Origin of the sequence: Bradyrhizobium sp. AUGA SZCCT0160 (assembly GCF_018130105.1) — a bacterium.
In the GTDB taxonomy this organism is placed as follows: domain Bacteria; phylum Pseudomonadota; class Alphaproteobacteria; order Rhizobiales; family Xanthobacteraceae; genus Bradyrhizobium.
The window spans coordinates 157,504-181,956 of the sequence record NZ_JAFCMD010000009.1 but is presented as its reverse complement, the minus strand read 5'-3'; the positions used below and the strand labels follow the sequence as shown (position 1 = coordinate 181,956).

Annotated in this window: 22 protein-coding genes; 4 read left to right on the top strand and 18 right to left on the bottom strand. The window is 59.2% G+C overall.

From position 1 onward, the window contains the following. Window positions 1-22 precede the first annotated feature (22 nt). The 14 genes from JQ558_RS17015 to JQ558_RS16950 all read right to left on the bottom strand — a co-directional run bounded on the left by JQ558_RS17015 (window position 23) and on the right by JQ558_RS16950 (window position 13,567). A complete protein-coding gene (locus tag JQ558_RS17015; protein WP_212294308.1) occupies window positions 23-895 on the bottom strand; it encodes a hypothetical protein in 873 nt (290 codons plus the stop codon). After that, entirely contained in the window at window positions 888-1,298 is a 411-nt protein-coding gene (locus tag JQ558_RS17010) for a hypothetical protein (protein WP_212294307.1), read from the bottom strand. Before JQ558_RS17010 ends, JQ558_RS17015 begins: the two co-directional genes overlap by 8 nt. Beyond that, window positions 1,295-2,083, bottom strand: coding sequence for an NTP transferase domain-containing protein (locus JQ558_RS17005; protein WP_212294306.1), 789 nt, complete (start codon window positions 2,081-2,083; stop codon window positions 1,295-1,297). The genes JQ558_RS17010 and JQ558_RS17005 overlap by 4 nt, the downstream gene beginning before the upstream one ends. Further along, on the bottom strand, window positions 2,080-3,201 hold the full coding sequence (locus JQ558_RS37870; RefSeq protein WP_212294305.1) for a CDP-glycerol glycerophosphotransferase family protein: 1,122 nt from the start codon (window positions 3,199-3,201) through the stop codon (window positions 2,080-2,082). The genes JQ558_RS17005 and JQ558_RS37870 overlap by 4 nt, the downstream gene beginning before the upstream one ends. Before the next feature lie 18 nt (window positions 3,202-3,219). Beyond that, on the bottom strand, window positions 3,220-3,972 hold the full coding sequence (locus tag JQ558_RS16995; RefSeq protein WP_212294304.1) for a bifunctional 2-polyprenyl-6-hydroxyphenol methylase/3-demethylubiquinol 3-O-methyltransferase UbiG: 753 nt from the start codon (window positions 3,970-3,972) through the stop codon (window positions 3,220-3,222). Window positions 3,973-4,046: 74 nt separating this feature from the next. Beyond that, window positions 4,047-5,969 (bottom strand): asparagine synthase (glutamine-hydrolyzing), encoded by a 1,923-nt coding sequence (gene asnB, locus JQ558_RS16990; protein WP_212294303.1) that lies wholly within the window; start codon window positions 5,967-5,969, stop codon window positions 4,047-4,049. Window positions 5,970-5,996: 27 nt separating this feature from the next. Continuing rightward, a complete protein-coding gene (locus JQ558_RS16985; protein ID WP_212294302.1) occupies window positions 5,997-7,478 on the bottom strand; it encodes a polysaccharide ABC transporter ATP-binding protein in 1,482 nt (493 codons plus the stop codon). A gap of 63 nt (window positions 7,479-7,541) precedes the next feature. Then, on the bottom strand, window positions 7,542-8,858 hold the full coding sequence (locus JQ558_RS16980; protein ID WP_212294301.1) for an ABC transporter ATP-binding protein: 1,317 nt from the start codon (window positions 8,856-8,858) through the stop codon (window positions 7,542-7,544). A gap of 21 nt (window positions 8,859-8,879) precedes the next feature. Next, window positions 8,880-9,707 carry an ABC transporter permease gene (locus JQ558_RS16975; protein ID WP_212294300.1) on the bottom strand — a complete coding sequence of 276 codons (828 nt, stop codon included), beginning with the start codon at window positions 9,705-9,707 and terminating at the stop codon, window positions 8,880-8,882. 93 nt (window positions 9,708-9,800) lie between these two features. Then, the gene (locus JQ558_RS16970) at window positions 9,801-10,727 is read right to left on the bottom strand and encodes a class I SAM-dependent methyltransferase (RefSeq protein WP_212294299.1); all 927 of its coding nucleotides are present in this window, start codon (window positions 10,725-10,727) and stop codon (window positions 9,801-9,803) included. 25 nt (window positions 10,728-10,752) lie between these two features. Next, window positions 10,753-11,343, bottom strand: a complete 591-nt coding sequence (locus JQ558_RS16965) for an acyltransferase (RefSeq protein WP_212294298.1) — start codon at window positions 11,341-11,343, stop codon at window positions 10,753-10,755. Then, window positions 11,340-12,281: a Gfo/Idh/MocA family protein gene (locus JQ558_RS16960; RefSeq protein WP_212294297.1), complete on the bottom strand. Its 942-nt coding sequence runs from the start codon at window positions 12,279-12,281 to the stop codon at window positions 11,340-11,342. The genes JQ558_RS16965 and JQ558_RS16960 overlap by 4 nt, the downstream gene beginning before the upstream one ends. A 135-nt stretch (window positions 12,282-12,416) precedes the next feature. After that, the gene (locus JQ558_RS16955; RefSeq protein ID WP_212294296.1) at window positions 12,417-12,932 is read right to left on the bottom strand and encodes a transcription termination/antitermination protein NusG; all 516 of its coding nucleotides are present in this window, start codon (window positions 12,930-12,932) and stop codon (window positions 12,417-12,419) included. After that, window positions 12,929-13,567, bottom strand: coding sequence for a winged helix-turn-helix transcriptional regulator (locus JQ558_RS16950; protein WP_192737825.1), 639 nt, complete (start codon window positions 13,565-13,567; stop codon window positions 12,929-12,931). The genes JQ558_RS16955 and JQ558_RS16950 overlap by 4 nt, the downstream gene beginning before the upstream one ends. Before the next feature lie 596 nt (window positions 13,568-14,163). Here JQ558_RS16950 and JQ558_RS16945 point away from each other — a divergent pair. From JQ558_RS16945 to JQ558_RS16935, 3 genes are all read left to right on the top strand, one after another. Next, the gene (locus JQ558_RS16945) at window positions 14,164-15,465 is read left to right on the top strand and encodes an O-antigen ligase (protein WP_212294295.1); all 1,302 of its coding nucleotides are present in this window, start codon (window positions 14,164-14,166) and stop codon (window positions 15,463-15,465) included. 102 nt (window positions 15,466-15,567) lie between these two features. Continuing rightward, window positions 15,568-15,885 carry a hypothetical protein gene (locus JQ558_RS16940; RefSeq protein ID WP_212294294.1) on the top strand — a complete coding sequence of 106 codons (318 nt, stop codon included), beginning with the start codon at window positions 15,568-15,570 and terminating at the stop codon, window positions 15,883-15,885. Window positions 15,886-16,149: 264 nt separating this feature from the next. Next, entirely contained in the window at window positions 16,150-17,181 is a 1,032-nt protein-coding gene (locus tag JQ558_RS16935) for a glycosyltransferase family 4 protein (protein ID WP_212294293.1), read from the top strand. Between the two features lie 127 nt (window positions 17,182-17,308). Here the strand turns inward: JQ558_RS16935 and JQ558_RS16930 are convergent, their stop codons facing one another. The 4 genes from JQ558_RS16930 to rfaD all read right to left on the bottom strand — a co-directional run bounded on the left by JQ558_RS16930 (window position 17,309) and on the right by rfaD (window position 23,141). After that, entirely contained in the window at window positions 17,309-19,243 is a 1,935-nt protein-coding gene (locus tag JQ558_RS16930; protein ID WP_212294292.1) for an SDR family NAD(P)-dependent oxidoreductase, read from the bottom strand. A gap of 159 nt (window positions 19,244-19,402) precedes the next feature. After that, window positions 19,403-20,671, bottom strand: a complete 1,269-nt coding sequence (locus tag JQ558_RS16925) for an O-antigen ligase (protein WP_212212205.1) — start codon at window positions 20,669-20,671, stop codon at window positions 19,403-19,405. Continuing rightward, a complete protein-coding gene (gene rfaE1, locus JQ558_RS16920) occupies window positions 20,668-22,140 on the bottom strand; it encodes a D-glycero-beta-D-manno-heptose-7-phosphate kinase (protein WP_212294291.1) in 1,473 nt (490 codons plus the stop codon). Before rfaE1 ends, JQ558_RS16925 begins: the two co-directional genes overlap by 4 nt. A gap of 20 nt (window positions 22,141-22,160) precedes the next feature. Beyond that, complete coding sequence (gene rfaD, locus JQ558_RS16915) at window positions 22,161-23,141, bottom strand: ADP-glyceromanno-heptose 6-epimerase (protein ID WP_212294290.1); 981 nt, start codon at window positions 23,139-23,141, stop codon at window positions 22,161-22,163. A 163-nt stretch (window positions 23,142-23,304) separates the two neighbouring features. Here rfaD and waaF point away from each other — a divergent pair, with 163 nt between their 5' ends. Beyond that, a complete protein-coding gene (gene waaF / locus JQ558_RS16910; protein WP_212294289.1) occupies window positions 23,305-24,384 on the top strand; it encodes a lipopolysaccharide heptosyltransferase II in 1,080 nt (359 codons plus the stop codon). Window positions 24,385-24,453 lie beyond the last annotated feature (69 nt).

Here is a 24,453-nt window from a genome sequence, read left to right as displayed (position 1 = left end):
GCCTCGCGCGCTTTTGTCGTTGTCAAGATGCTTGTGTGCATGATTGTGAGGGCGCTGTGTCGAGCTGTGTCAGAACACGTCGCCACATCGCCGGATGCATCCAGTAATATGACATGCCTTCTGTCGGCTCCTGCCGTTGCCCTGTCAGTCGACGCAAATCACCGTCGACGTGCTTCACGACATCGACGAACAGTTGTGCCCGCAGATGAGGATCGAACGCGTGCAAAACAGCACGATAGGCGGTGGGAGCATCCCGCTCCACCGCGGATCGAATTCCGTCGAATGCCGGTCGATCGAATTCGCGCGTCATGATCACGTCACCTGTGTCGATGCCTTGATTCATGAAGAAGCAACTGGCGCCCGGACGCCCCCGTATCAGAAGCGACCAGAACAACCCATCCGAACCACGCACCTCGGGAACAACACCTGGATGGATATGGAGAAAGCGAATCGATGGGTCATTCAACAGCGCAGGAGGTACGCGTCCTCCGTCAGTATAAAGAAAGATCTTGCATGATTGGCGGCGCAAGGTCCGGTGCAAGCCGGCATCATTGTAGTCTATCGCGGTGACGCGCTGGAGTTTGTCGCAGTAAGCCGAATGATCGAACTCGACGGAATAATCGATAGGCCGCGGCACGTTCGCCTGGACACGACGGCAAAGAGCCCAAAACTCTTCATCACCCGTCACCGCTGGCGAGCGGAGACGTTGCAACCAAAGCCACGCCAGCCTTTCGCCAAGCTTCTTCCGCAAGCTCGCATAGCGCGGAACGTTGCCAACGAAGTCGACCAGCAACACTTTTGACGGACGGAACCCCGCCTCCTTGAGATAAGTGAGATAAGTGCGGCTCGTCGGGCACTGCCGCGCCGCCACAACAGTTAGTGAAAGACTACGCATGCGACAGCGTCATGCCTTCCGCGAGGCGCTCCGCCCATGCCTTCAACGAAGGCGCTGATACGATTTCTGGCGCCAGCAATATTCCGTCCAGCATCTTGAACGCTGCATTAAGACAAGTCCATTCGCGGTCAGCTTCGGCAAGAGCTAACAACTGCGCGCACAGAAGCATGGCATACTGCGGCGCAGCGACGATCCCGTCTCCCGGCTGACGCCAATCCCGGTCGTAAAAGGCAAGCAGCCGCCGCGTCAATTCGACCTTCCGGCGCAGGCGGTCAAAGGTTGCGCGGTGTTTGACGATGTCCACCAATTCCCGCTGCTCCGCCAGGAAGCACTCGACGGAGAAGAATTCATCTGCTGCCCGTGGCGCTGGCAGATCCGACACGAATTGGGAAACCTTCATCATAGTCGATCGTCGTAATAGCCGCTCAACGTGCCCTTGCCGGCCAGACCCTCGTAACGCTCCAGGTCGGCAAGCTGGTCGATCTCCAGCCAGCCCCCGTCGATGAAGGCGGCACCAACGTCGAAACCAGCATCGATGAGCGCTTGAATGAAGGACGTCATGAACATGTTGGAGCGATCGCGCCCGTCATAGGGCCCCTCCGGGGGCAGACGGTGATGAAACTCCACAACCTTCGGCGCGACCCTGGCGGCCACCCGAAACAGCCCAATATATTGTCCTTGGACGTCGTCATAGGACTTTGGCTTCTTGCCCAGTTCTTCGATGCGGCCGTTCGAGGCGATGCGCATCGTCTCCGCGTCCGCGAGAGGATCGTCCATGCGCAATTCCCACAGGTCGCGCCAACGACGGTCTACCGCCACCGAGATCTCATGACGATTCGCCAACACCCTCTCGAGCACGCGGCGTTCATAGACAATGTCGCCATAGCTAACGAGGACATCCCGCGTACCATCGAACAATGCGCCCGCTCGCATGAGCGAGGCGACCATATTGGTCGAGCGGTACTCCTCATTCATGAAGCGCCGCAACGGATACACCGCAGGGTCAACGCTTTCCGGCGCATGGCCAAGCACGATCGAAATATCGTCAATGCCGCAGTCTCTGAAGACCTCAAGTTGCCTGTCGAGCAGCGAACGGCCGGCAAGCGAGACCATGCATTTGGGCCGCGTGTCCGTTATCGGGCGCAGACGGGCACCAAAACCCGCAGCAAGGATGACGGCAGACGTCATGGCGACACCGTGGCTCGAGGTTGCAGGCCGCGCCGACCGAGCCCTTCAATCGCGTCGCATGCGGCTTTGGCGACCGACGGCCGACGAAAGACGATGCCCGGGAGCGCGGCTTCAATTCGGCTCTCCCAACTAGCAAGGTTCTGCAGCAGCCGGCCGGCTGCGGCCGCGCATGCCGGAGCAAGCGCCGGCACAACAACCCCAATCTCTTCGCGAGCGCGCAACTCGATAGGCGCAAGGCCCAGATCCTGCCAGGTGGAGTTGACCACCTTTCGTGAAACATCCACAAAAAGTATCGGCCTCCTGCGCATCAGTGCGTATTCAAACGCCGTGCCGGAATAATCAGTTATGCAAACGTCGGCTTCATTCATGGAGACTGGCAATTCAGTCGGCAATTCGACTTTGAAATCCTGCCCTTTGAACGTCTCAATCATCTCGAGATACGCCGGGTCCTGGTTCTCGACCTGCATCGGGTGTGCGCGCAGCGTCACTCGGTATTGCTTCAACAGCTCTCGCGTTAGCTCCCGCCCCAGACACGGCAGGAGACTCTCCGGCCCCCAGGAAGGTGCCAACAGCACATGCGGCTTTGTCGCGGTCTGGCCGGGCAGCTCCGAAGCTGGCAAGACGTCCGCCTTGCCATACCCGATCGCTCTGCTTTGACGGCCGACGAGATTCCGTCTTCGCGCCAGAGCCTCGAATTCGGCAATTTGATGAGGCCCGGCGGCGAACAACACGTCGTAGCCGTCGAATGCGTCGACGGGATACGCCATGTGGAGGCTAACCAGCGAGTGCGGCATGTGGATACGGTAGCTTGTAGCGACATCGAACCAGTCCGCCGGTATCCCGCTGGAGGCCGTCACTGCGATCGGCGCGCTGATCGTCCGCAACGCAAGCGGCGCGATCGAGGACACGACTGTAACTCCCATCGCCTGGTAACGCGCGATGTCGGTGGCAGGCGCCGGGCCGGTGATGGCGAACACGACATTCCAGCCTCGCCTGCGGCTTTCCCAAATGGTGGAACGAATCCATACCTCATCAACCCATGAGGCGGCATAGAACAATACGTCCGTAGAGGGCGGTCGCTTGAACCAGCCTAGCACCGATTTCACCACAAACGTCACACCTCGTCCAAGACGACTTCAAATACGCTGCATGATGTAGAGTTCGCGCGTACCCGCGTCCGTCTTCTTGTAGACCCCGTCAAATCGAAAGAGCCTGTCTTCGACGCTGGCCATCCCTTCGTAGAACTCAGCGCTACCGACGTCATTACAATGGGTTTCGAACACCAGCGTCCCACCGGGGCGAAGCAGCGAAGCCATTCGTTCCATATGATCGACAATGCTCACGCGGTAATTGTGGTCATCGGTCCAATGAGTAGCGAATGACAGAACGGTATCGAAGGGGGCCGGGGGGCGATATTCGACGAGATTTCCAGCCGAGAGGTGGACCGAGTCATCGACTCGCAGATGCTTCGCTACCAACTGACCGATTTCGATCATGTAGGGATTGATATCGATGCCATGTGCAGAGGCGCCAATTCGGTAGGCTGCCAGCACAGCGATGAAGCCGCAGTTGCATCCGATATCCAGGACGGACTCATTCGGCTTTATCCAGCGCCGTAATTCGTAATCGTCAAATCGATAGTCGGACATTCTATCGCCGAGCACGCCGGCGATGGCCAATCCCTGATAAGGAAGATCGTGAAAGTATTTGAAGCTGGCCGCGTCAGCTCGATAGCGCCGCAAGACGTCGTCAATCTTGCGCTGAAGTGCGAGCTGATCCCGCATGGGATCGGGTGTATCACCGTCCCTGTCGGAAAAATACAACGCCATAACGCCATCACGCGCGTGCGACGTCAGTCTGATCGCAAGACCGTGCATAATAGCGGCCAATCGGACGACCTTCCCATGCACCTTCGGTCGAAGGCTAAGTTTGGCTCTGTAATTCTTTGGAATCATGCTGCTTGCTAGACCGCTTTGGCCGAAAGATTGGTTGATGCGCTTCTTGCACTCGGCGAATACGTCTTCCAAAGTCCGCCTTCAGAAAGAAGTAACCACTCATTCAATCCTATCCAGCGCCACAAATCCCAATGCCGCGGGGCAAGACCATCCTGGAGGTCGTTCCACATGCCGGTCATCTTTGCTCGGTCGTATGCCTTCAGTTTCGTTATCGGCCCCTCAAAAAGCCGCTCACGACACCAATTCTTCAACGGACCTCGCATCCAGACGTCAAAGGGAGCCGCAAACCCGATCTTATCGACTCGCCACCGAATTTGCTCCGGCAAATAACCTTTCGTCGCGGATCGCAAGATGTGTTTATGCCATCCGTTATGCAGCAACGCATCATCGGTAAGCCCGATGCACCAATCGACGAAATTGTAATCGAGAAACGGAAAGCGTGCCTCTACGCCGAATGCCATCGCATTGCGGTCGGCCGAGTTAAGCTGCTCTGGCAAGACAGAGTACTGTAAACCATGCGCGAGCAGATGCCGGAATGTGTTTCCACCTTTCGACGACGGCACTCCCGGTCGGGCCGGTTCATCCGGGTCCAGACCCTCGCGCCACTGCCTAACCCCCCAATTCGCCAATTCCGCAACCGAAAAGCCAATCCGTCGTGACCCATTTTCATACTTGGCGGCTTCCCGTTTCAACTTCCATGCCCACATCAGCGTTTCTTTAGCAGCGTGTGCATATCGCCCCTGCTTCAGCCAATCAAATTGCGCCATTTGAAAGTAGTACTGGTAACCGCCAAGAAGCTCGTCAGCCCCCTGTCCGTTTAGCACGACGATGTCGCCGCTCTGACGGACCAGCCGCATCAAACACCATTCCAGATAGGTCGAAGCCGAAACGTTTGGTTCTTCATGGTGCCAATGAAGCAGCTGGCATTCCTCGATCAACCGCATTGGATCAACACTGAGGGGTCGAGGATCTCCGCCGCTGTGCTGGTTGACGAGATCTATAAAATGGCCTTCCGATATGTCCGGATCGCCGTCGAACCTGATGGAGTATGTTTTGCCCGGATACCGCCCGTTCTCGCTGTTCTTCGCGGTAAATCCGACGAGCGCCGACGAATCAAGACCGCCCGATAAACAAGCGCCGAGCGGGACATCGCTTCGCAGGCGCAGTTCCACGCTTTTTTCCAGCAGCGATCTGAACTGCTCCACGGCCTGCGTGCGGTTATAGGGACGGGTACCTTCAAACTTGGGCGTCCAGTATCGCCATTGCCGTTCGATCTTGCCACTCGCATTGACAATCATGGCGGTTGCAGCAGGAACCCGTCGAACCATCCGGAACAGAGTCCCTTCCGACAGATCGAGGGAGGCGCCACCAGCATATCGCTCGACCTGCTCGTGATCCAGCGTGGCCTCGATTTCGGGATGTGCAAAAAGGGCCTTCATCTCTGAAGCGAAAGCAATTCCGCCGCTGTCTAGAGATGCATAGAACAGCGGCTTTTCGCCGAACCGATCGCGAACGACAAATAGCTGCCGCGAACGCCGATCCCAGATTGCAAAGGCAAACATCCCGTTGAGCCGACTAACACACTCCGTACCCCAGGTCTGGTACGCCTGCAGAAGAACCTCCGTGTCGCAGGTCGTGTGAAATTGAACTCCATTCTGCGCCATTTCCTCGCGCAGCTCGGCAAAATTGTAAATTTCACCATTGTAGACAATCGCGCACGAATTATCGGACGTAAACATCGGCTGATTTGCCGTCGCGCGCAAATCCAGAATAGCAAGCCGCCGATGCCCAAGACCAACGTGGCCGGTTCCGGCAGTTCCAATCCACGATCCGAAGCCATCTGGTCCGCGATGGGCAATACGATCGCGCATGCGATCGAGAATTGCAGAATCGATTGGTCTCGGAGAGACCAGTGCGACAAGGCCGCACATGAAGTTAGCCTATTCTCATACTGGAACTCAAATTCTACCGTCGATTTGCGGAGAAACCGGAGTTGTTGCGTCACCCAACAGCCAGGCCCCAGCGTAGAGAAGCGCTGGCGGATCGCTATCGTTGGTGTCAGCAACTTTCAGACAAAAAGCCCTGGAAACGTAGTCGAGACGATTCTCGACCGAAAATTGACTGTGTACACTGACATCGAAGACTCCGATCGAGAGGAGATACTCTCCCGAACCAAACGGGAGCGGCGAGATCGACATCGTTACCTCTCGTTCAGCGCCACCATCGAACGTAAAACGATCGAGCGGACTTTCGAAGGAGGCCACGCGCTTTCCGTCAACGCTGTAAATCATCGCAACGTATTTGAGACTGTATGTGCCGGCCCGCTCGCAACCGAGAGATATCTTCAGCTCGAAATTTGTTCCAACTGCGACAACCGCTCGATTGCCGTCAGCATCTTTGTGCTCGAGGTTAGTGATGCGAACAACCTTGTCCGACGCAAAGCGAAAGACAGTCGCCCCATTGGATAGAACATCAGGTCTCTCATTTTCATCATGGGAGCTGATGATCTCTTGCGCGAGAATGTTCTTTCTCAATTGAACGCGTGAGACAAGTTGCGCCGCCCAGTCGCTCGATGCAACAGGCTGTCCCTGGTCTCCAACCGCTTCAACCGGCGGTCCCTGATCCTCAACCGGCTCAACGGTCAGTCCCTGATCTTTAACCAACTCAACGGGTAGTCCCTGATTTTTGACCCGTTTCTGGATGGCATTCTCATATGCTTCGATAACCTCGCCTGGCGTGCCGTCGGCGACAATTTCGCCCCTCTCCATCCAGATAACGCGATTGCAGAATTCGCGAATTTGCCCGAGCCCGTGCGAAACGATCAACAGTGTCGCGCCCGACGCGGCGAGTTTACGCATCCGGGCGGCGCTCTTATTAGAGAAATACGCATCGCCTGCGCCCAGCACTTCATCGATGATAACGATGTCCGGGCGCACCGCCGTCGCAGCCGCGAACTGGAGCCGGGCAACCATACCTTGAGAGTAGGTCAATATCGGCCGATCGAAGAAAGCTCCCAGTTCAGCAAAGTCCTCCACGTCTGCCATCGCCGCTTTTGATGCCGCGCGATCAAGGCCGTTGTAGATCAGGGACGCTTCAACATTTTGGCGGCCGGTAGACTCGTTGTGGAAGCCGAGACCTGCCTGCATTATCGCTTGAACGGAGCCCGTGACAGTCACTGTGCCGTTGCTGGGCGCAAAATTACGGCTTACCAGCTTAAGCAAAGTGGTCTTTCCGGCACCATTTCGGCCGATAATCCCGATCCTCTCGCCTTGCAAGACGGTGAAGCTGATGCCTCGGAGAGCCTCGAACTCCACAAATGTAGGCAACGGCCGCCAGAACCGCAGCTTATAGAGGCCTATCCGGTCAATTATGGCTTCGTTAAAAGACGAATAGAGACGATACGCCTTTTTAACACCATTAAATTGAATTGCGTTTGTCACTTGTGGAGCTGCAGTAAACCTGAAGGGAGCGTAGTTTTTTCGATTGTCGATGTTGCCGGCGGCCTAGACGGCTTCCGCAAACTTCCAGTTCGCCAACGGGTACGACTGGGCACGTACTTGTCGATCATCCACGACCTTCAACTCGTAGCAGCGCATTAACGTGTCAAATCGACAAAGCGTCCCGGCGGTTGTGGTCGAATAATTCAAACGATCATAAATGGACAACGACATCAGATACTCTCCTTCGCCTAGAGGAAACGGCGAAAGATCGACGCGAACTTTTCGCAGCAACGGCGCTTCAGCATCGAAAAAATCGATCGGACTTTCCGCGCGACAGATCCGGTGCCCCTCGCTCGTCCAAAATCCGACATAATAAATGCAGCCGTAGCGTCCGGCCTCCTGAACATCCAGCAACAGTTCGACCTGCAACTGCGCTCCGGGTCTTACTTCAGTCACCACGTTCTGTTCCGAGGTCACAGAGAACCCCGAAACCTGCAATCCTGGGCGCCCGGGCCAGCGATAGACCTTCTTCCCGTCATCGAGAGGCGTAAGTACATCGTCATCGGCGGAAATGTCGCTGACGCGCGCTCCGGTCATGGCAGCTTGCGACAGACGCTCCATATAGACCTCGTACGCTGCCACGACCTTTCTGGCGGTGTCTTGATAGTGAATCCGCCCGTCGTGCAACCAAACAGCCCGGTCGCAATATTGGATGATTTGTTGCGGTGAATGAGACACGAGAAGCAGGCTGCATCCGAACCTTGTTAAGTCGTACATGCGGCGCGCGCATTTTGCGGAGAAATAGGCGTCACCAGCACCCATTACCTCATCGACAATCATGATATCGGGCTTGATTGCTGTCGCGGTCGCGAACTGCAGCCTCGCCAGCATACCCTGCGAATAAGTCGATATCGGCTGATGAAGGAATTCACCGAGCTCAACAAATTCAGAGACGTCATCAACCGCAGCCTCGAATTCGGAACCCTCGAGCCCATTGAAGCTCAACGATGAGCGAATGTTGTCGTAGCCGCTTGCCGCGTTGTTGTAGCCAAGTCCTGCCTGCATCAGCGCCTGCACGGTGCCACGTACTTCCACCTGCCCCGTGGTCGGCCTGAAATTGCCGGTGATGAGCTTGAGCATCGTAGATTTGCCCGCGCCGTTCTTGCCGACGACACCGATACGCTCGCCCTTTCTCACCGTGAGATTGACGTCTGACAGCGCGTAGAAGTCGGGAATTTCGCGCAACAGGAAGCGAGGCGCGCCGAGCCTGTCCAGAATCATATCCGTGCGGCTGGCGTAAAGCGGGTAAGACTTGCTCACGCCGCGTAACTCCAGCACGATTTCGGAGTTCTCCGTCGCGATGGCGGAGCTATCGTTCAAGAGGTTTGTCATTGCAAGGGACTACGCGTAATCGAAGAACGTCGTTTTGGCGCGCTCAAAAATCCAAAACCCCACGGCAAATGTCATTACGCTCATGACGATCGTTACGGCGACGATTGGGAGACTCGGCACCTTGTTCATTACGATGAGGTCCTGATACCAGGTCACGAAATAGAACAAGGGATTGGCATACGCCATAACCTTGAGAGCTTTCGGCATCATATCCACTGTGTAGCCAATCGGGGTAGCTATCAACAGCATCATCATCACATATTGAATCATGAACTGCACGTCGCGAACGACCAGCGTGAGCAGGGACAGGAGCCAGATAAGTCCGCACTGGAACATGAATTGAAGGACCATCACGAAAGGCACCAGCAGGAGCGTTGCGTTCCACTTGCCGAGCGCCAGCGCAATAACGATGAGGATCGTTACACCAATCGGAAGCCCCGCGCTGGCTACGAGCGCCGCACGCACCGGGAGCAATTCGGATGGAAATACCGTGTTGAGAAGCAACTGCCGGTCCTTGGTCAGTACACCTGCTCCGGCTGATATCGCCGCGGCGAAAGTCATATATGGAACCAGCCCGCAGAACACGTAAAGCACATAGTCAGCAACGGTCATCTTCTCCGGGTTGACTTTGAAGATGACCGTATAGGTCAGCGCGTAGATACCCAACATGAAGACCTGGCCAACGACGAGCCACGACAAACCAAGGACTGAGCCGGCGTATGTATTTCGCAGCTCCACCAGAGTCGTTCGACCCAGAATCCCGCGAAATCGCAGGCATCGAACAAGTGGGGCAACCAGGAAGCCAGTCAGGCCTCTGTCGGCAGATTGGGAAATCATGGAATGGCTATCGCGGTTTGTCGCACAGTACAGGGATGTCGTGATTGGCTCGGTCGCTTCGCCACAGGTTCGGCAAAGCGATCATCTATCGGATCAGGCGTGATAGAGGCGGAAGCATGCATTGATGCCGGCAACAGCATTGTTGTGATACGGCCATTGCCGATTGTCGAACGTCAGGTTTGAGAGAAAATCGCGACTTTCGGGGTCGAATACCTTGCTTTCGATGGCCTCGAATCGACGGCTTAGCAACTTCATTTCAAGCAATGACATGGAAGCGCCGGCGAATTCGCAGCGTAACCCAGCCTGCGCGGTGAGCGCGATGAATTCAGCCACGGTGTAGCAATTGGAAATCGGACAGTCCGGCCCGTCAGTCGAACGCCGAAATGCCGTCGCCCGGTCAAAAGCCGCGCCCTCGCCCTCCACGATCATTCTCACATACGCGACGTAGAGATGCATCCAGATCGAGTCGCGATGATAGACCATGATCTGCATATGACCATCGGGCCGCAAAACCCGCTTGAGCTCCCACAGAATGCCGACCGGGTCCGGCGTATGATGAACAACTCCGGAAGAATGAATGAGGTCGACCGTACTATCCGCTAGCGGAAGACCAATACGAGCCTCATTTAATTGAACAAATTCGGCGCCGATATTGTGCAACGCCGCGCGTCGGCGGGCGAACCCCAGCGCGAGGGGCGACACGTCCGCACCAAAGAGCTTCTTTGTTTTGCTAAAATGCCCAAACCCGACAATGTCGTTGCCTGGGCCGCATCCAAAATCAAGCACCGTGAGACCATCGGCCTTGTCGACCGGCATCAGCTCGATGTAGCCCGGATACTGCGCGTTACGCCACGCGTAGTGCCGAAGCGAGGTGTCGACCGAGTCGAAGATCGAAGACGGTGAATCGACCTTGTACTGCGACCAGTACTCCGCCGACGACATCGCCGCCGACGACGCCGCCGTCGGGGCGGGCTCGGGACGCGCGAGCCGGGCAGAAATCGACGATAGGATCCTGTGCATCTCCAGCCTGCCTACTATGCGTGTTTCAGACTAACTGCAGCAAGCCCGAAGCGGCCTGATGATAGCGTTCCCCGCTTCTCGGGCACACGAGTTCGCTGCCCAGCCGCTCGCCCGCACGGCTCATCCAACCCATCCGCCGCGCCGGATTGCCGACCATCAGCGCAAACGCCGGCACGTCCTTTGTCACCACCGAGCCCGCGCCGATGAAGCAGTATTCACCGAGCGCGTGTCCGCAGACGATGGTTGCGTTGGCGCCGATCGAGGCGCCACGACCAATCGGCGTGGTGCGGAATTCATCCTTGCGCGAGACATTGGCGCGCGGATTGTTGACGTTGGTGAACACGCAGCTCGGGCCGCAGAACACGTCGTCGGCAAGCTCGACACCGTCATAGAGCGAGACATTGTTCTGGATCTTGCAGCCATTGCCGACCTTCACGCGCGGGCCGATCATGACGTTCTGCCCGATCGAACAGTCCTCCCCGATCACGGTGCCGGCCAGCACGTGGCAGAAGTGCCAGACCTTGGTGCCGCGGCCGATGATCGCGCCTTCGTCGACATAGCTCGAGGCATGGATCAGCGCGCCGGGAAAGCGCGGGTCTTCGCGCATCTCGCTCATTTCGCGGCAGCCTTGCGCATCGCGGGATGTCGCCATTCGCGGCCCGAAGTGATCGGCGCGCTTCGGAAGGTCGAGACTATGTCGATGGAGGAGCGCACTTCGTCGAGCCCGAAACCCCGACCGGCGACGATTTCTTCGTAGCTTCGCGTGTGCAGGTCGGTGAACCCTTCAGAGAATTCGATCTCCTCGCCGTCGACCGTGATCGAGCGGAAGGTGGTTTTGTTGCCCTGCACCTCGGCCGGCAGATCGTTGCGGTCGACCGAGAGGAACCAGCTGACATCGGCGCGCGCGCATTCCAGATATCCGGCCGCGCGCTCCGGCTCGCGGAGATAGGCCTCGTTGCGTTTCACACTGCCGAATATGAAGCTTAGCATGTCGAAGAAGTGCACGCCGATGTTGGTGGCGACCCCGCCGGACTTCGCATCTTCGCCCTTCCACGACGCGTAGTACCAGCGCCCGCGCGAAGCGACGTACGAGAGCTCAACCTTGTGCCGCTTGTTGCTGGTCGCAAATCTCTCGCGCAACGCCAAGATCGCGGGGTGCAGCCGAAGCTGCAGTATGGTCGATATCTTGCGGCCGGTGTCCCGCTCGATTTCGGCCAAGCCGTCGATGTTCCAGGGATTGAGCACCAATGGCTTCTCGCAGATCGCATCGGCTCCCGAGCGCAACGCGAAACGGCAATGCGCATCGTGAAGATGGTTCGGCGAGCAGATCGACACGTGATCGATCTTGTCACCGCGACGGCGAAGCTTGTCGATATGGCGGTCGAACCGCTCAAACTCGGTGAAGAAATTCGCATCCGGAAAATGGCTATCGAGGATACCAACGGAATCATTCGGGTCATAAGCGACCTTGAGATCGCCGCCCACGGCATGGATCGCCTTCATGTGCCGAGGCGCCACGTATCCGGCGGCCCCAATCAATGCAAAGGATAACATCACGGCCTCACTGCAAGCATTCGAGATGGATATTCTCAAGCTACCGCAGTCCGGGTGACTCGAACTGTCACCAGACTACCGGCAAATCTCACGCCAGCACGCGCGATATCGCGCATGCTCGTTCTGTAGCGACCGTCAGGCCGCAGCGACCAGGTCCGCCTCCAGCGAAACCCGAACCTTACGTCCCAGGAGTTCCAGCAGGATGGCGATGCGATCGCGATCGGCCATGCCGTCGAAAAGCCCGAGGTTCTCAGCAAAAACACCAGCCAGCACGCGAACTTTGTCACCGATCGCGAATTTCGCGCGCTCGTCCAGCGTTACATAACCGCTCGCGTCTTCGCGCGCTTTTAGCGCATGGACCACCTGAGCGGCAACCGGCGCGGGATCGGAACCGTTCTGCACGAGGTTCGAGACACCGTATGTCGATTGAACCGACCGCCACCGCTGCGTGGCAATGTCCATTTGCACAAACATGTAACGCGGAAACAGCGGAGCTGCGACCTTGTCGATTTTGCGTGCATGGCTTCGCCGCTTCAGATAGCGCGGCAGATAGATCTCAAATCCCTGACGTATGAGATTGCGCGCGGCCTTTGCTTCCGCATTGACCTGCGTTTGAACCACGTACCAGAGCACGTCGGGTGCCATCGTCATTGCTTGCCCTCCACGCGTTGGGCGGTGTGCAGCCGGAGCAATCGCGGAGCCAGCACACGATCGGCACCATAGCGCTCGGTCGCTTCGTCAAAGGCGCGGTGGGCGCCAACAAGGTCCGTGATCAGAACCGCGTCAAACGGTACGGAAACGCGATCAAACCCATCGACAACAGGTATGCCGACAAACAGTGTCTCGTCAGCGCTCGCATCAACGATGGCTACGACGGACACCTCGGAATCGGCAGCGGAAAGAATTGCGATCTCCGCCAAGTCGGATTTGCCACACAACACGAGACTTTTGAGATTGCGCTCTTTCGCCGTTGCAAAAGCCCGCGCACAATCTGCCTTGGCCTCACGGAAGAACGAAAAGGAATAGGTGAGATACTCCACCGTCAGGCGAGACTTTTCCGCAAAGCCTTGCGGAGTCAGGTAATACGCATAACGGCGAGCTGGCGCCTGGCTGACCTTGACATAGCCCTTGAGCACGCAGCGCTTGAGGTAGGCGTTGACGAGCCCGAGCGCGATGCCGAGATCCGACGCGATTCGCCGCTGCGAACTCGCCCCGTCCCCCACCGAACTGAGCAAACCCAACAGTATTCGTTCGTCTTCGCCGCTTTCGCTCGGTAGCGTACGCAATTTGGCCCCCGTAATCGAGCGCGCTTTAGCGCGTTCACGCCGTGAACGTCAAGCGATTTGTTCACGCGATGAACAAACTTCAATCGATTAAATAATCGGGATATTTCGTCGCGAAATCAATGAGATGGAGCCGCACTCAGACTACCATCACTCGCTAAGTGGCCCGCTGTGTACGAAGAAGAATTAGGCAATCAAGAGCTAGAGGCCAGGAAAATCCACGTTGGTTTCGCGGTCGATCGCGTCCGTGTTGTTGTCCATCCGAATGTTCTCCGCTGCACTGAAGAATACGTGGAGCCCCAGATGTCCCGCTCTCTGCGTGACGACGCCAATCCTTACCATAAGCGGTCGCGCTAGCTACTAGGCTCAAGAAAAACCGGCTCAACCCTGATCGATCTACGATCTCTATCCCGTCCCCTGGTGATGGCCGGTTTTCTCGGCGGCGTCGCGGAACGTGCCACGGCTCGCGGAGCCGACATGACTGCTCTCGACCGGTCGATGTGCACGACGACATTTTAGCTGTTCAACGGAGCATCGATCCGGCATAACGCCACAATCACCTGCATGCAGGGGTAAGCTACCGATTCCGAGAGAATGCCATGCTGGGTAAGTCCCAGAGCCGAGACCTCGCGAAGTGGACATCGATCGCCGTCACCGTCGCAGCTTTCGCCAAGGTGTTCGTGCCCTTCTACCTGATCGGATCCACTTTAATATTCTCGGCTTCTGTCGCTATCGGTTGCGGACTGATCGCGATGAGCTGGCGGCGGGCCTTCGCAGCGGCGGGAGGCATAACAGAAATCATTGTCGTTCTGGGCCTGTTTTACACCACGATCATCATCAGTTTTCTAACCCACTCCCTGCCTTTGGTTCCCGTAACCCATCTGCTGGGAATTCTGATTTTTCACGCACTGTTCATGATTTTCGGCTTTGCCGCTGCGCGCGCCGTTGTCGGGGTATTATGGACGCTTGCAGCTGCCGGCATCATCTATTTGGCCGTGATCGCGCAGCATGTCGTCAGATTTGGCGACCTGATGCGGGATGGCTTCATCCATGATGTGTTTGGTGTTGGTGCGTCGGCAGTTTATCTCACCTTTCACCAGAACATTGGAACTGTGCTCTGCTTGGCCGCGCTTGCAGCTCTTGGGCTTAGCTCAAATCGAACAGCGCGCGTTCTCGCATTCTGCACGTTGCCATTGGTTCTCCTGTTCATGTTTCACATTGCAGCCAGGGGAGCGCTGGTAGCACTGGTATGCAGTCTACTTTTCCTGGTAGCCGCACCTCTTTGGGTGCGTTCAAGGAAGCAAGTCGCGTTTGGCGTTATCGCTGTCGTGATCGTAGCCGGAGTTACATCGAGCTGGTTCTATCACCAGGCGCTCGGGGACAAGGCCGTTGATCCGAATGCGGGAGATGCAATTTCTCGCACCATTCGGGAAATTCAGGATCCTAGACCGGGCTTCCGAATACAGATTTGGGCCAGAACGGCAGCGCGCATCTTGGCGGAACCTGATCGGCTTCTATTCGGCCGCGGCGTTGGCATGTTCCCGGTGAATGACGGCTTTGGTGCGCCCGATTGGTTACTTCGCAACGCGGAAGGGTCCCAACACTATCCCCATAATTTGCACCTCGAACTACTTTATGAAACCGGAATTGTCGGCCTGTTGTTATTCTGCATCATTACCCTGTTTCCTGTGGTGGCCGCCATTAGCCGCTGGAGCCTGTTTTCATCCGCAGAAAGATCCGCGATCGCGCTATACGTATTCAATCTTGCGGGCACCGCGCTTTCCGGCGCATTTGCCTATTCATACAGTTTGCTATTCTTCTTCGGACTTGCCGTTGGAATCATAGCCATGAGACGGCTTGAAAATTCCGCGATTCCTGATCGACGCGTGCGTAATGCGTGACGACGCCATTCACCTTGCCATATGCGGTCGCGCTAGCTGCTCGGCTCAAGAAAGCCGGCTCCGCCCCTGATCATCTACGATCTTTATCCCGACACCCTAGTGATGGCCGAATTTATGGGAGTGTCGTCGATGCTGACCCGTGGGTTCCGGTCCGTAAATAAGACCATCATCCGTTGGTTCGACGCCATAGTGGTGATCGGCCGCGACATGAGTCGGAAAATAATCCGCGCAGAAGACGTCGGCTGGGTGGTCCCTCCCGAAGGTCCCGTGGCAATTGCTGCTGCGATCACCGAGGCCGCATCGAATTCGGGCAGCACGGCATGGAAAGCCCATCGGGCGGTAGAGATTGCTTCGCACCATACCCGCGAAATTGCCCTCGGCTCTTATCGCCGTCTCATGGGCACGTTATTGAACCGGTAGACCGCTGGGATGCCTTCGCTCTTCGTCGATTGATCTACGCGCAGCCTCCCTATATGCCTTGCGGCTGGATATTGCCGCTGACGGACTTCCATGATCGCTACCGATCTCAGACCTATTCCGGTTATCCCGCGGCTTGCCTTGCAGCTGGCCGCGGTTGTGCTGCTCACAGTGCTCCCATCCGGGATGCGAATTGTCGAGCTTGTGGCCCGGTTCACCTGCTAGGTCATCGATACCAAAAATCGGACAATCGCCAGTTATGCTCCTATGACCGCCCTCGCACCGACCACATCGCTGGCAATCGCAGCCACGGCCGCGGTGATATGTGCGATACTGATTGTGGCGCTGCGTCCCCTGCTGCAGCGCTATGCGCTCGCAAGGCCGAATGCGCGATCGTCGCATGTGACGCCGACGCCCCAGGGCGGGGGGGTGGCCGTCATGGCCGCGACCGCGATCGGTGCGGCATTGACAGTATTGTCTGGCTCGACCGCTTCAGGAACGGCCATTCTGATCGTGCTTGCTGCAGCTTTCTGCCTCGCTGCCGTAGGCATGGTCGACGATCTTCGCCCGATCCCGGTGATTCCCCGTCTGACGCTTCAACTGGCCGTGGTTGTGGTGCTGTTCACGGTCCTTCCGCCACAAATCCGATTCTTCGAGATCATCCCGGTTGCGATCGAGCGGGCATTCATCGTGCTGGGGATGCTCTGGTTCATCAATCTCGTCAATTTCATGGACGGTCTTGACTGGATGACGGTGGCCGAGATGGTTCCGATGACCGTCGCGCTCGGTGCGATCGCGCTCCTGGGTGAGGCTCCTGCGGACATCCTGCCGATCGCGCTGGCGCTCGCAGGCGCCCTGTTGGGATTCGCGCCGTTCAACCGGCCGGTGGCCAAACTGTTCCTCGGCGACGTTGGCAGCCTGCCGATCGGCCTGCTCACCGGCTGGTGCCTGCTTGAACTGGCGTCCCGTCAACACCTCGCCGCGGCCATTTTGCTTCCCCTCTATTATCTGTCCGATGCGACCATCACCTTGTTTTTGCGGCTGGCCAAAGGCGAACGATTCTGGGACGCTCATCGGTCGCACTTCTACCAGCGCGCGACGGACAACGGGTTCAGCGTCACGCAGGTCGTCGCCCGCGTCTTCCTGCTCAACCTCGGCTTGGCTGGCCTGGCGATGACGACGATCGCCGCCTCCTCAAGAAGCATCGATCTGACGATGCTGGCGCTTGGGGCTTTCGGTGTTGCGGCCGTGTTGTTTCAGTTTTCGCAGGCGCGCGTTGCGCAGACAGACCAGCGCTAAAGCATGATCCGGAAAACTGGGCACCGGTTTTCCCTCGACAAACGCGGAGCGTTTGCTCGGAGATCATGCTCAAACAAAGAGCTGGAGTGGGATGACGAATCGAAGAGAAGTCATCGCGCTCTAGCGGTCAAGCCGCGGTCGATCCGAATTCGGGCACCGCGTCCTTGAGCACCGCCCTGATGGTGGCACGATCGTCTTTCGCGATCGCCTCCTCCAGTATTGCGAGCCATTTGCGCAGCACCTGCATCGGCGGCTCGTTGGGTTTGGCGGCCATGATGCCGGCGACGCCGATCTCGATCGTCGGCTCCTCGCTGGCGAACAGGATCTCGTTCAGCCGTTCTCCCGGCCGCATCCCGCTAAAGACGATTTCGATGTCGTAACCGGGCTGCAGGCCGGATAGCCTTATCATGCGCTCGGCGAGATCGACGATCTTCACCGGTTGTCCCATGTTGAGCACATAGACCGAAACATCGGGACGTGCCGGCGTCATCGCATGCGTCGCGGCCGTGAGCACCAGATCGCAGGCCTCGCGGATGGTCATGAAATACCTGACCATGTCGGGATGGGTGACCGTGACCGGGCCGCCCGCCTCGATCTGCGCCTTGAATTTCGGCACGACAGACCCGTTCGACGCCAGCACGTTGCCGAACCGTACGGAAATCAGCCGCATCCGCGGCCTGCCGTCCGACTGCGTCGCCAGGTCATGGTCCAGCGCCTGGCAGTACATTTCGGCAAAGCGCTTGGTCAGGCCCAGCATCGAGACCGGCTCGATCGCCTTGTCGGTCGAGATCATCACCATCGCCTTGGCGCCGGCGGCCAGCGCCGCGTCGGCAACATTGACCGAGCCGAAGATGTTGGTCTTGACCCCCTCGCTCCAGTCGCGTTCGAGGATCGGCACATGCTTGAGCGCGGCGGCGTGGAACACGATATCCGGCTTGAACTCGCGCATCAGGCGCATGATCCGCTCGCGATCGCGGATATCGGCGATCCGGCCGTCGATCTCGGCCGTGGTTCCGCTCTCGACCAGCGCTTCGGTGATCGCATAGAGCGCCGGTTCCGAATGCTCGATCACCAGCAGCCGCGAGGCGCCGAACGTGGTGACGCGCTCGCAGATCTCCGAACCGATCGACCCGCCGCCGCCGGTCACGATGACGGATTTGCCCTTTACCAGGGATTCGAGCCGCGCGTAGTCGATGGCCTCGCTCGGACGCAGCAGCAGGTCCTCGACGGCAACCGTGGTCAGCCGCGGCGTTTCTCCGCTTTCCAGCGACGGCAGCCGGCTGACGATCATGCCGAGCCGGCGGGCGCGCATCAGGACCGCCTCGGGCCTCGCTTCCGGCTCGAACGCCGATGGCGCCATCACGAGGCGCGCGATCGGCTTGCCGCGCGCCTCGAAATCGCGAACCACGTCCTCAATGTCGTCGATGCCGCCCAGCACGGGAATGTTGCGGATCAGCTGCCCGCGATCGGCCGGCGACGGCGACAACACGCCGACCGGCCAGATGCGTTTGACGGCGCCGCTCTCGATCGCGCGCAGCAGAATCTCGGCGTCCGCAGCGCGTCCGACCAGAAGCGCCGGCGAAGCGTTCTCGGCCTTCGCATGACGTCGCGCGCGCGTGTAACGAAAATACCGATAGGCGAACCGCGATCCGCTCAGGAAGAACACCTCGAGAAACCAGTAGAGGATGATGGTGATCTTGCCGATGAAGAACGCACCCGGCACGTTCGGCGCGACAGGCGTGCCAAGCACGTTCGGCGCAACGAACACATAGTCGAGCACCACGAGCGCGAGCGTCAGAATCGTCGCCGCGCGCAGGATGTTCAACCCATCCGGCAGCGAAATGAACCGCCATTTCGTCGTGGTAAGATGGGAGAAGTAACAGACGACAACGCTGAATACGACGAAAAAAGGCAATATGCGCAGCAGCAACGGCAGGCGATCGTAGAACATGTCGCCTTCGAACCGGAGAAAGAAGCTGGCAAGCAACGCTGCGCCGGTCGCAAGCGCATCATGCACTGCGATCAGCAGGTTCCGCAGCGTTAATTGGGAAAGACGCGTCATGCTCTTGATCAACTAAACCTGTCCCGCAACGTCAAACCCCGCTGATAGCTCATCTCGATCACCCAAACCAGCGTTTACGGCCGGTGTCGCTGATCCCTGAATCGCTGACCTGTCAGCCTGTGGACGCCGGCATGGCGCTTCCGCCCTTAGTATCGTCCCTCAGTATCGGCCCTCAGTATTCTTGGCCCTCAGTATCATGCCGCCGGCCACTCCGACACCCAGCACGTACATCCAGCCCTCGTGGAAATCGAACAGATGCGAGTTGAACAATGAGCTGAAGAAGTTCTGCAGAACGACCATGAGGCCGATCCAGGCCACCAGGCCTTCGCCACGAAACAACAGCAGATGCACCAGCCACATCGCATACAAGAGGACGACCCCGACGGAACCCCATTGGACCGCGACGTTAAGCGTCTGGTTATGCGGGTTTCCGATCACCTCGCGCTGGGCAAGTCCCGCGGGACCGGTAGCGGCGGCCTCGAACAGCCTCCGCGTCGATCCGGTCCCGTGTCCAATGATCGGCGCCTCGGCAAAAAACCGCAGCGACTTCTCCCAGAATACCAGCCGCAAGCCGATCGACGTCGGCTGGTTGAGTTCCTTGTACAACCGGTAGTCTCGCGCGAACCTGTCCGTCGTCGCCTGCAACTGGGGCGACGCGATCCACGCCAGCCCGCCCAGCACGATCGTGGTGAGGAACAGGATGATGTTAATTCGCCATTTCAGGTGCATCAGCGCGAATATCGCGATCATGACCGGCATGGTGACGAGCGCGGTCCGCGACACGATGACGAACGTCATGTTGGCGATAAAGCTCGCCGCCAGCGCGGTCAGCAGCAATGCCTGCCAGAACTTCCTGTCCCGCAACAGTGTGATGACGGGATAAGCGAGTATAACCGCGCACAGTGCAAACTCCTGGCTCTGGTCGATGTAGTTCTTGACGAAAATACCGCGGTCGGCACCTTCCGGTTTGAGCGTCAGGCTTGGATACATCAGGACCAGCCAGGACATCACCATCAGCAGCGCGCAGGAGACCAGAAAGGCGACCAACACCCACATGCCGCGCGCCGAGCGTTCGAAATGATAGAACAGCAGCGGCAGTACAAGGAGCTTCGTTGCGGGACTGAGGGCGTACCTGCGCACGTCCCATGGCGCGTCGGACCAAAGCGTCCCGACCAGCGCCAGCAGAAACAGCGCGATCGGCAACGCGCTGATCGGCCGCTTCAGCGATTGCAGAAAAAGCCTCAAATCGAGCGTCGGCGCGAGCGCCAGCAGCCAGATCACGGCAAAGATGCCGACCAGCGAGGTTGACCAGGGCAGCGAGAACGCGATCAGCACCGCGAAAATATCGGCGGCTTTCGTCCACCGGGCGGGATCGCGCCAGACCGGCAGCGCCTGGCCTCCCGGCGAAGTGGCCGTCCTGGCGTTCACGCTGCGCCCCCGCGGGCGCGGTCGACCAGCGACGTCGTAGAGTGTCCGGGCAGGATATCGATCAGCAGCACCTCGCCGCCGCAGGCCTCGACGACCTCATAGCCGACGACCTGCTCGCGGGTATAGTCGCCGCCCTTGACCAGCACGCTCGGCTTCACGCGCGTGATCAGGTCGATCGGCGTGTCCTCCTCGAAGATCGCGACGAGATCAACCGCCTCCAGCGCCGCCAGCACTTCGGCGCGCGCGCGCTCGTCCTGCACCGGGCGCCCCTCGCCCTTCAGCCGCTTGACCGAGGCGTCGCTGTTCAATCCGACGATCAGGCGGTCGCAGGCGCCGCGCGCCGCGGTCAGCACTTTCACGTGGCCGGGATGCAGGATGTCGAAACAGCCATTGGTGAAACCGACGCGCAGGCCCTGCCGACGCCACTCCGTCAGATGAACATCGAGGTCACCGCCTGCGGCCACGATTTTTTCTTCGGCCGCCAGCGACGCATGCGGCAGGATTTTTCGCCGCAGTTCAGTGGGCGTGACGGTGGCGGTGCCCTTCTTGCCGACTGCGACGGCAGCCGCTGCATTCGCCATCCGCAGCGCCGTTTCCCAATCGGCGTTGGCGGCGAGCGTCAGCGCCAATACGGCGGCGACCGTGTCGCCGGCGCCCGAGACGTCGCGCACCTTCACGGGTAGCGCCGGCACATGGATCGCCTCTCCGCCGCGAACGACCAGCGTCATGCCGTGTTCGCTTTGCGTCACCAGCATGGCTTCGCAATCGGCCAGGTACATCGCGTCCTGGGCCGCATCGGCGATGCCCTGTGCGGTGTCGGCGCGGCTGCGGGTCGCTTCGGCGAATTCCTTGCGGTTGGGCGTCAGCAGTGTCGCACCGCGATAAATCGCCAGATTGGCGCTCTTGGGGTCGACGATCACGCGCTTGCCGAGTTTTCGCGCAGCGTCGATGACATTGCGGATCACGCGCGCCGTCAGCACGCCTTTGGCGTAGTCGGACAGCAGCACGATGTCGGCGCGGGCCAGTTGCGGCAGGATGGCGTCGATCAGCTTTTGCTCGATGTCGGGCGCCGCCGGCTGCGCCAGTTCCCAGTCCGCGCGCAGCATATGGGTCGAAAAATGCTCGGAGACGAAACGCACTTTTCGCGTTGTCGGCCGGTTGGGATCGGACACCAGCACGGCCTCGATCCGGTCTTCACGCGAAAGCTCCGCCCGCAGTTTCGCGCCCGCTTCGTCTTGACCGATCAATCCTGCAAAGATGCAGCGCGCGCCGAGCGAGGCGATATTGCGCGCGACATTGCCGGCGCCGCCGACATTGGTCTCGCTGCGCTGAACCGCAATGACAGGCGCCGGCGCCTCCGGCGAAATCCGGGAGACCTCCCCATAGACGAATTCATCGAGCATGAGATCGCCGATGCAGAGGACGGTCTGCCGGGTTATCGCATGCGACAGGGCATCAAAATCAAGCATATGGTCTTACCTGTAGCCCGTCAGCGGAAGCGATCGGCGCGGTCGAGGAAACCCTTCACGTAAGCGTCGACCGCGTTCTCCAGCGCCGTGAAGCCGCCGTTATAGCCGGCGTGCAGCAGCCGATCGACTTCGCTCTGGGTGAAATATTGATAGCTGCCGCGGATCTGTTCGGGCATGTCGACATACTGGATGTTGGGTTTGGCGCCGAGCGCGGCATAGGCTGATAGCATCAGGTCGCGAAAGCTGCGGGCGGTGCCGGTGCCGACGTTGAACAGGCCGCTGACATGAGGCGTCGCCAAGAGCCACATCATCACGCGAACGACGTCGTCGACATAGATGAAATCGCGGCGCTGGTCGCCGTCTGCGATCCCTTCGCGATGCGACTTGAACAATTGCACGGGACGTCCCGCCTTGACGTCGTCGAAGCGCCGCGCCAGCACGCTCATCATCGTGCCTTTGTGATACTCGTTGGGCCCGAACACGTTGAAGAACTTCAGCCCGGCCCATTGCGGCGGCAATTTCTCGCCGCGCGCGGCGCGTTCGGCCACCGCCATGTCGAACAGATGCTTGCTCCAGCCGTACAGATTCATCGGCCGCAGCTTTTTCAGGTTTTCCACGGACTGGTCATCGCGAAAGCCTCGCTCGCCGTCGCCATAGGTCGCGGCAGAGGACGCATAGATCAGCGGCGTCGCGTTCGCGGTGCACCAGTCGAGCAACCGCATCGACAGCCGGAAATTGGTTTCGATGACCAGATCGCCGTCGGTCGCGGTCGTCTCGGAAATGGCCCCGAGATGGATCACGGCGTCGAGTCGCCGGCCCTTCAACCACTCCATCAGTTCCGGCGGCGGGACGAAATCGGCGAGCTGGCGCTTGGCCAAATTACGCCATTTGCCGTCATGGCCGAGGATGTCGCACACGGCCACGTCTGTGCGGCCCGCGTCGTTCAACGCGGCCACGACGTTCGATCCGATAAAACCGGCGCCCCCGGTCACCAGTAACATGTCATCCCCTGCCTTGATGTGCGGCGTCAGCTTTGCCTCAGACGCGCCCGGCAGGCAACTTGGCTTGTGGGCCGTGGTGAAGACCGCAGGGGCGACTTTACCTGCCAGTGCGGAGCGGTTACCGACGAAGCCGGAAAAAGACCGGTCGTCAGACACCTAAGATATGAATAAAGATTCAATAGATGGGATCGCGATGGAGGATGCGGCCGATACGCGGCCGATCCTGATCATTCCCTATATGTGGATCGGCGACTTCGTCCGAGGCCAGACGGTGGTGCGCGTCCTTAAGGCACGCTGGCCGAACCGGCCGGTCGATTTGCTGGTGACCTCCCTTTGCGCCCCCCTGGTCGATTACATGCCCGGGGTTCGCGCCGGGATTGTCTGGGATCTGCCGCGCAGCCGGCTGGCGGTTGCCAAGCAGCAAGGTCTGGCCAGGGAATTGCGGTCCCGGGGCTATGCGACGGCCCTGGTCCTGCCCCGGACCTGGAAGGCGGCGATTGCGCCGACGCTGGCCGGTATCCCGGAACGGGTAGGCTTCTTCGGCGAAGCCCGGTTCGGGCTGATCAACCGGATGCGCTGGGGCGAGAAGGCCCTGCCCCGCTTTATCGACAAGAATGCCGCGCTGGCGCTGCCCGACGGCGCGGCATTGCCGCCGGAATGGCCGGTGCCACAACTGGCCGTGCCACCAGACGATGCCAGCCATTGGCGGCAGGCCAATGGGCTGGGTACGGGGCCTGCGGTGGCGCTGGGGCCGGGTTCCGTCGGGGCGTCCAAGCGCTGGACCTATTTCCCGGAAGCGGCCCGGCTGCTGGCAGAACGCGGCTTTGAGGTCTGGGTGGTCGGCGGTCCCGGCGAAAAGGCGCTGGCGCAGGAGATCGTGGCCGCCGGGGGACCTCGAATCCGCGACCTCACCGGGTCAGATCTGCGCAACGGAATCCTGGCGATGGCGGCGGCCAGCGTTGCTATCTCAAATGATTCAGGCCTGATGCACATCGCCGCCGCGATCGGCACGCCGACCATGGGGATTTTCGGGCCGACCAGCCCCTATCTTTGGGCGCCGCTGAACGGCCTGGCGGCAACCGTCCTGCAAACCAAATCGCAGCTTGCCTGCCAGCCCTGCCAGCGCACCGTCTGCACCATGAACGACCATAGATGCATGCGGGACATCCCGGCATCCGACGTGGTCGACATCGTGCAGCGCGTGCTTGGCGAAGCCCGCGCGCGTGCACATCAGCCCTCGTGAGCTTGCGCGTGAGCCGCGCGATCAGTACCAAGACGTTCCAAAAGACTTGCCAAGGTAGAACTCGCGCGT

Bases quoted from the DNA above. Each gene is read 5' to 3' on its own strand.
- JQ558_RS17015 (WP_212294308.1), bottom strand. From the start codon at position 895: ATGCGTAGTCTTTCACTAACTGTTGTGGCGGCGCGGCAGTGCCCGACG.
- JQ558_RS17010 (WP_212294307.1), bottom strand. From the start codon at position 1,298: ATGATGAAGGTTTCCCAATTCGTGTCGGATCTGCCAGCGCCACGGGCA.
- JQ558_RS17005 (WP_212294306.1), bottom strand. From the start codon at position 2,083: ATGACGTCTGCCGTCATCCTTGCTGCGGGTTTTGGTGCCCGTCTGCGC.
- asnB (WP_212294303.1), bottom strand. From the start codon at position 5,969: ATGTGCGGCCTTGTCGCACTGGTCTCTCCGAGACCAATCGATTCTGCA.
- JQ558_RS16975 (WP_212294300.1), bottom strand. From the start codon at position 9,707: ATGATTTCCCAATCTGCCGACAGAGGCCTGACTGGCTTCCTGGTTGCC.
- JQ558_RS16970 (WP_212294299.1), bottom strand. From the start codon at position 10,727: ATGCACAGGATCCTATCGTCGATTTCTGCCCGGCTCGCGCGTCCCGAG.
- JQ558_RS16965 (WP_212294298.1), bottom strand. From the start codon at position 11,343: ATGAGCGAGATGCGCGAAGACCCGCGCTTTCCCGGCGCGCTGATCCAT.
- JQ558_RS16960 (WP_212294297.1), bottom strand. From the start codon at position 12,281: ATGTTATCCTTTGCATTGATTGGGGCCGCCGGATACGTGGCGCCTCGG.
- JQ558_RS16955 (WP_212294296.1), bottom strand. From the start codon at position 12,932: ATGACGATGGCACCCGACGTGCTCTGGTACGTGGTTCAAACGCAGGTC.
- JQ558_RS16945 (WP_212294295.1), top strand. From the start codon at position 14,164: ATGCTGGGTAAGTCCCAGAGCCGAGACCTCGCGAAGTGGACATCGATC.
- JQ558_RS16940 (WP_212294294.1), top strand. From the start codon at position 15,568: ATGGCCGAATTTATGGGAGTGTCGTCGATGCTGACCCGTGGGTTCCGG.
- JQ558_RS16935 (WP_212294293.1), top strand. From the start codon at position 16,150: ATGACCGCCCTCGCACCGACCACATCGCTGGCAATCGCAGCCACGGCC.
- JQ558_RS16930 (WP_212294292.1), bottom strand. From the start codon at position 19,243: ATGACGCGTCTTTCCCAATTAACGCTGCGGAACCTGCTGATCGCAGTG.
- rfaE1 (WP_212294291.1), bottom strand. From the start codon at position 22,140: ATGCTTGATTTTGATGCCCTGTCGCATGCGATAACCCGGCAGACCGTC.
- rfaD (WP_212294290.1), bottom strand. From the start codon at position 23,141: ATGTTACTGGTGACCGGGGGCGCCGGTTTTATCGGATCGAACGTCGTG.
- waaF (WP_212294289.1), top strand. From the start codon at position 23,305: ATGAATAAAGATTCAATAGATGGGATCGCGATGGAGGATGCGGCCGAT.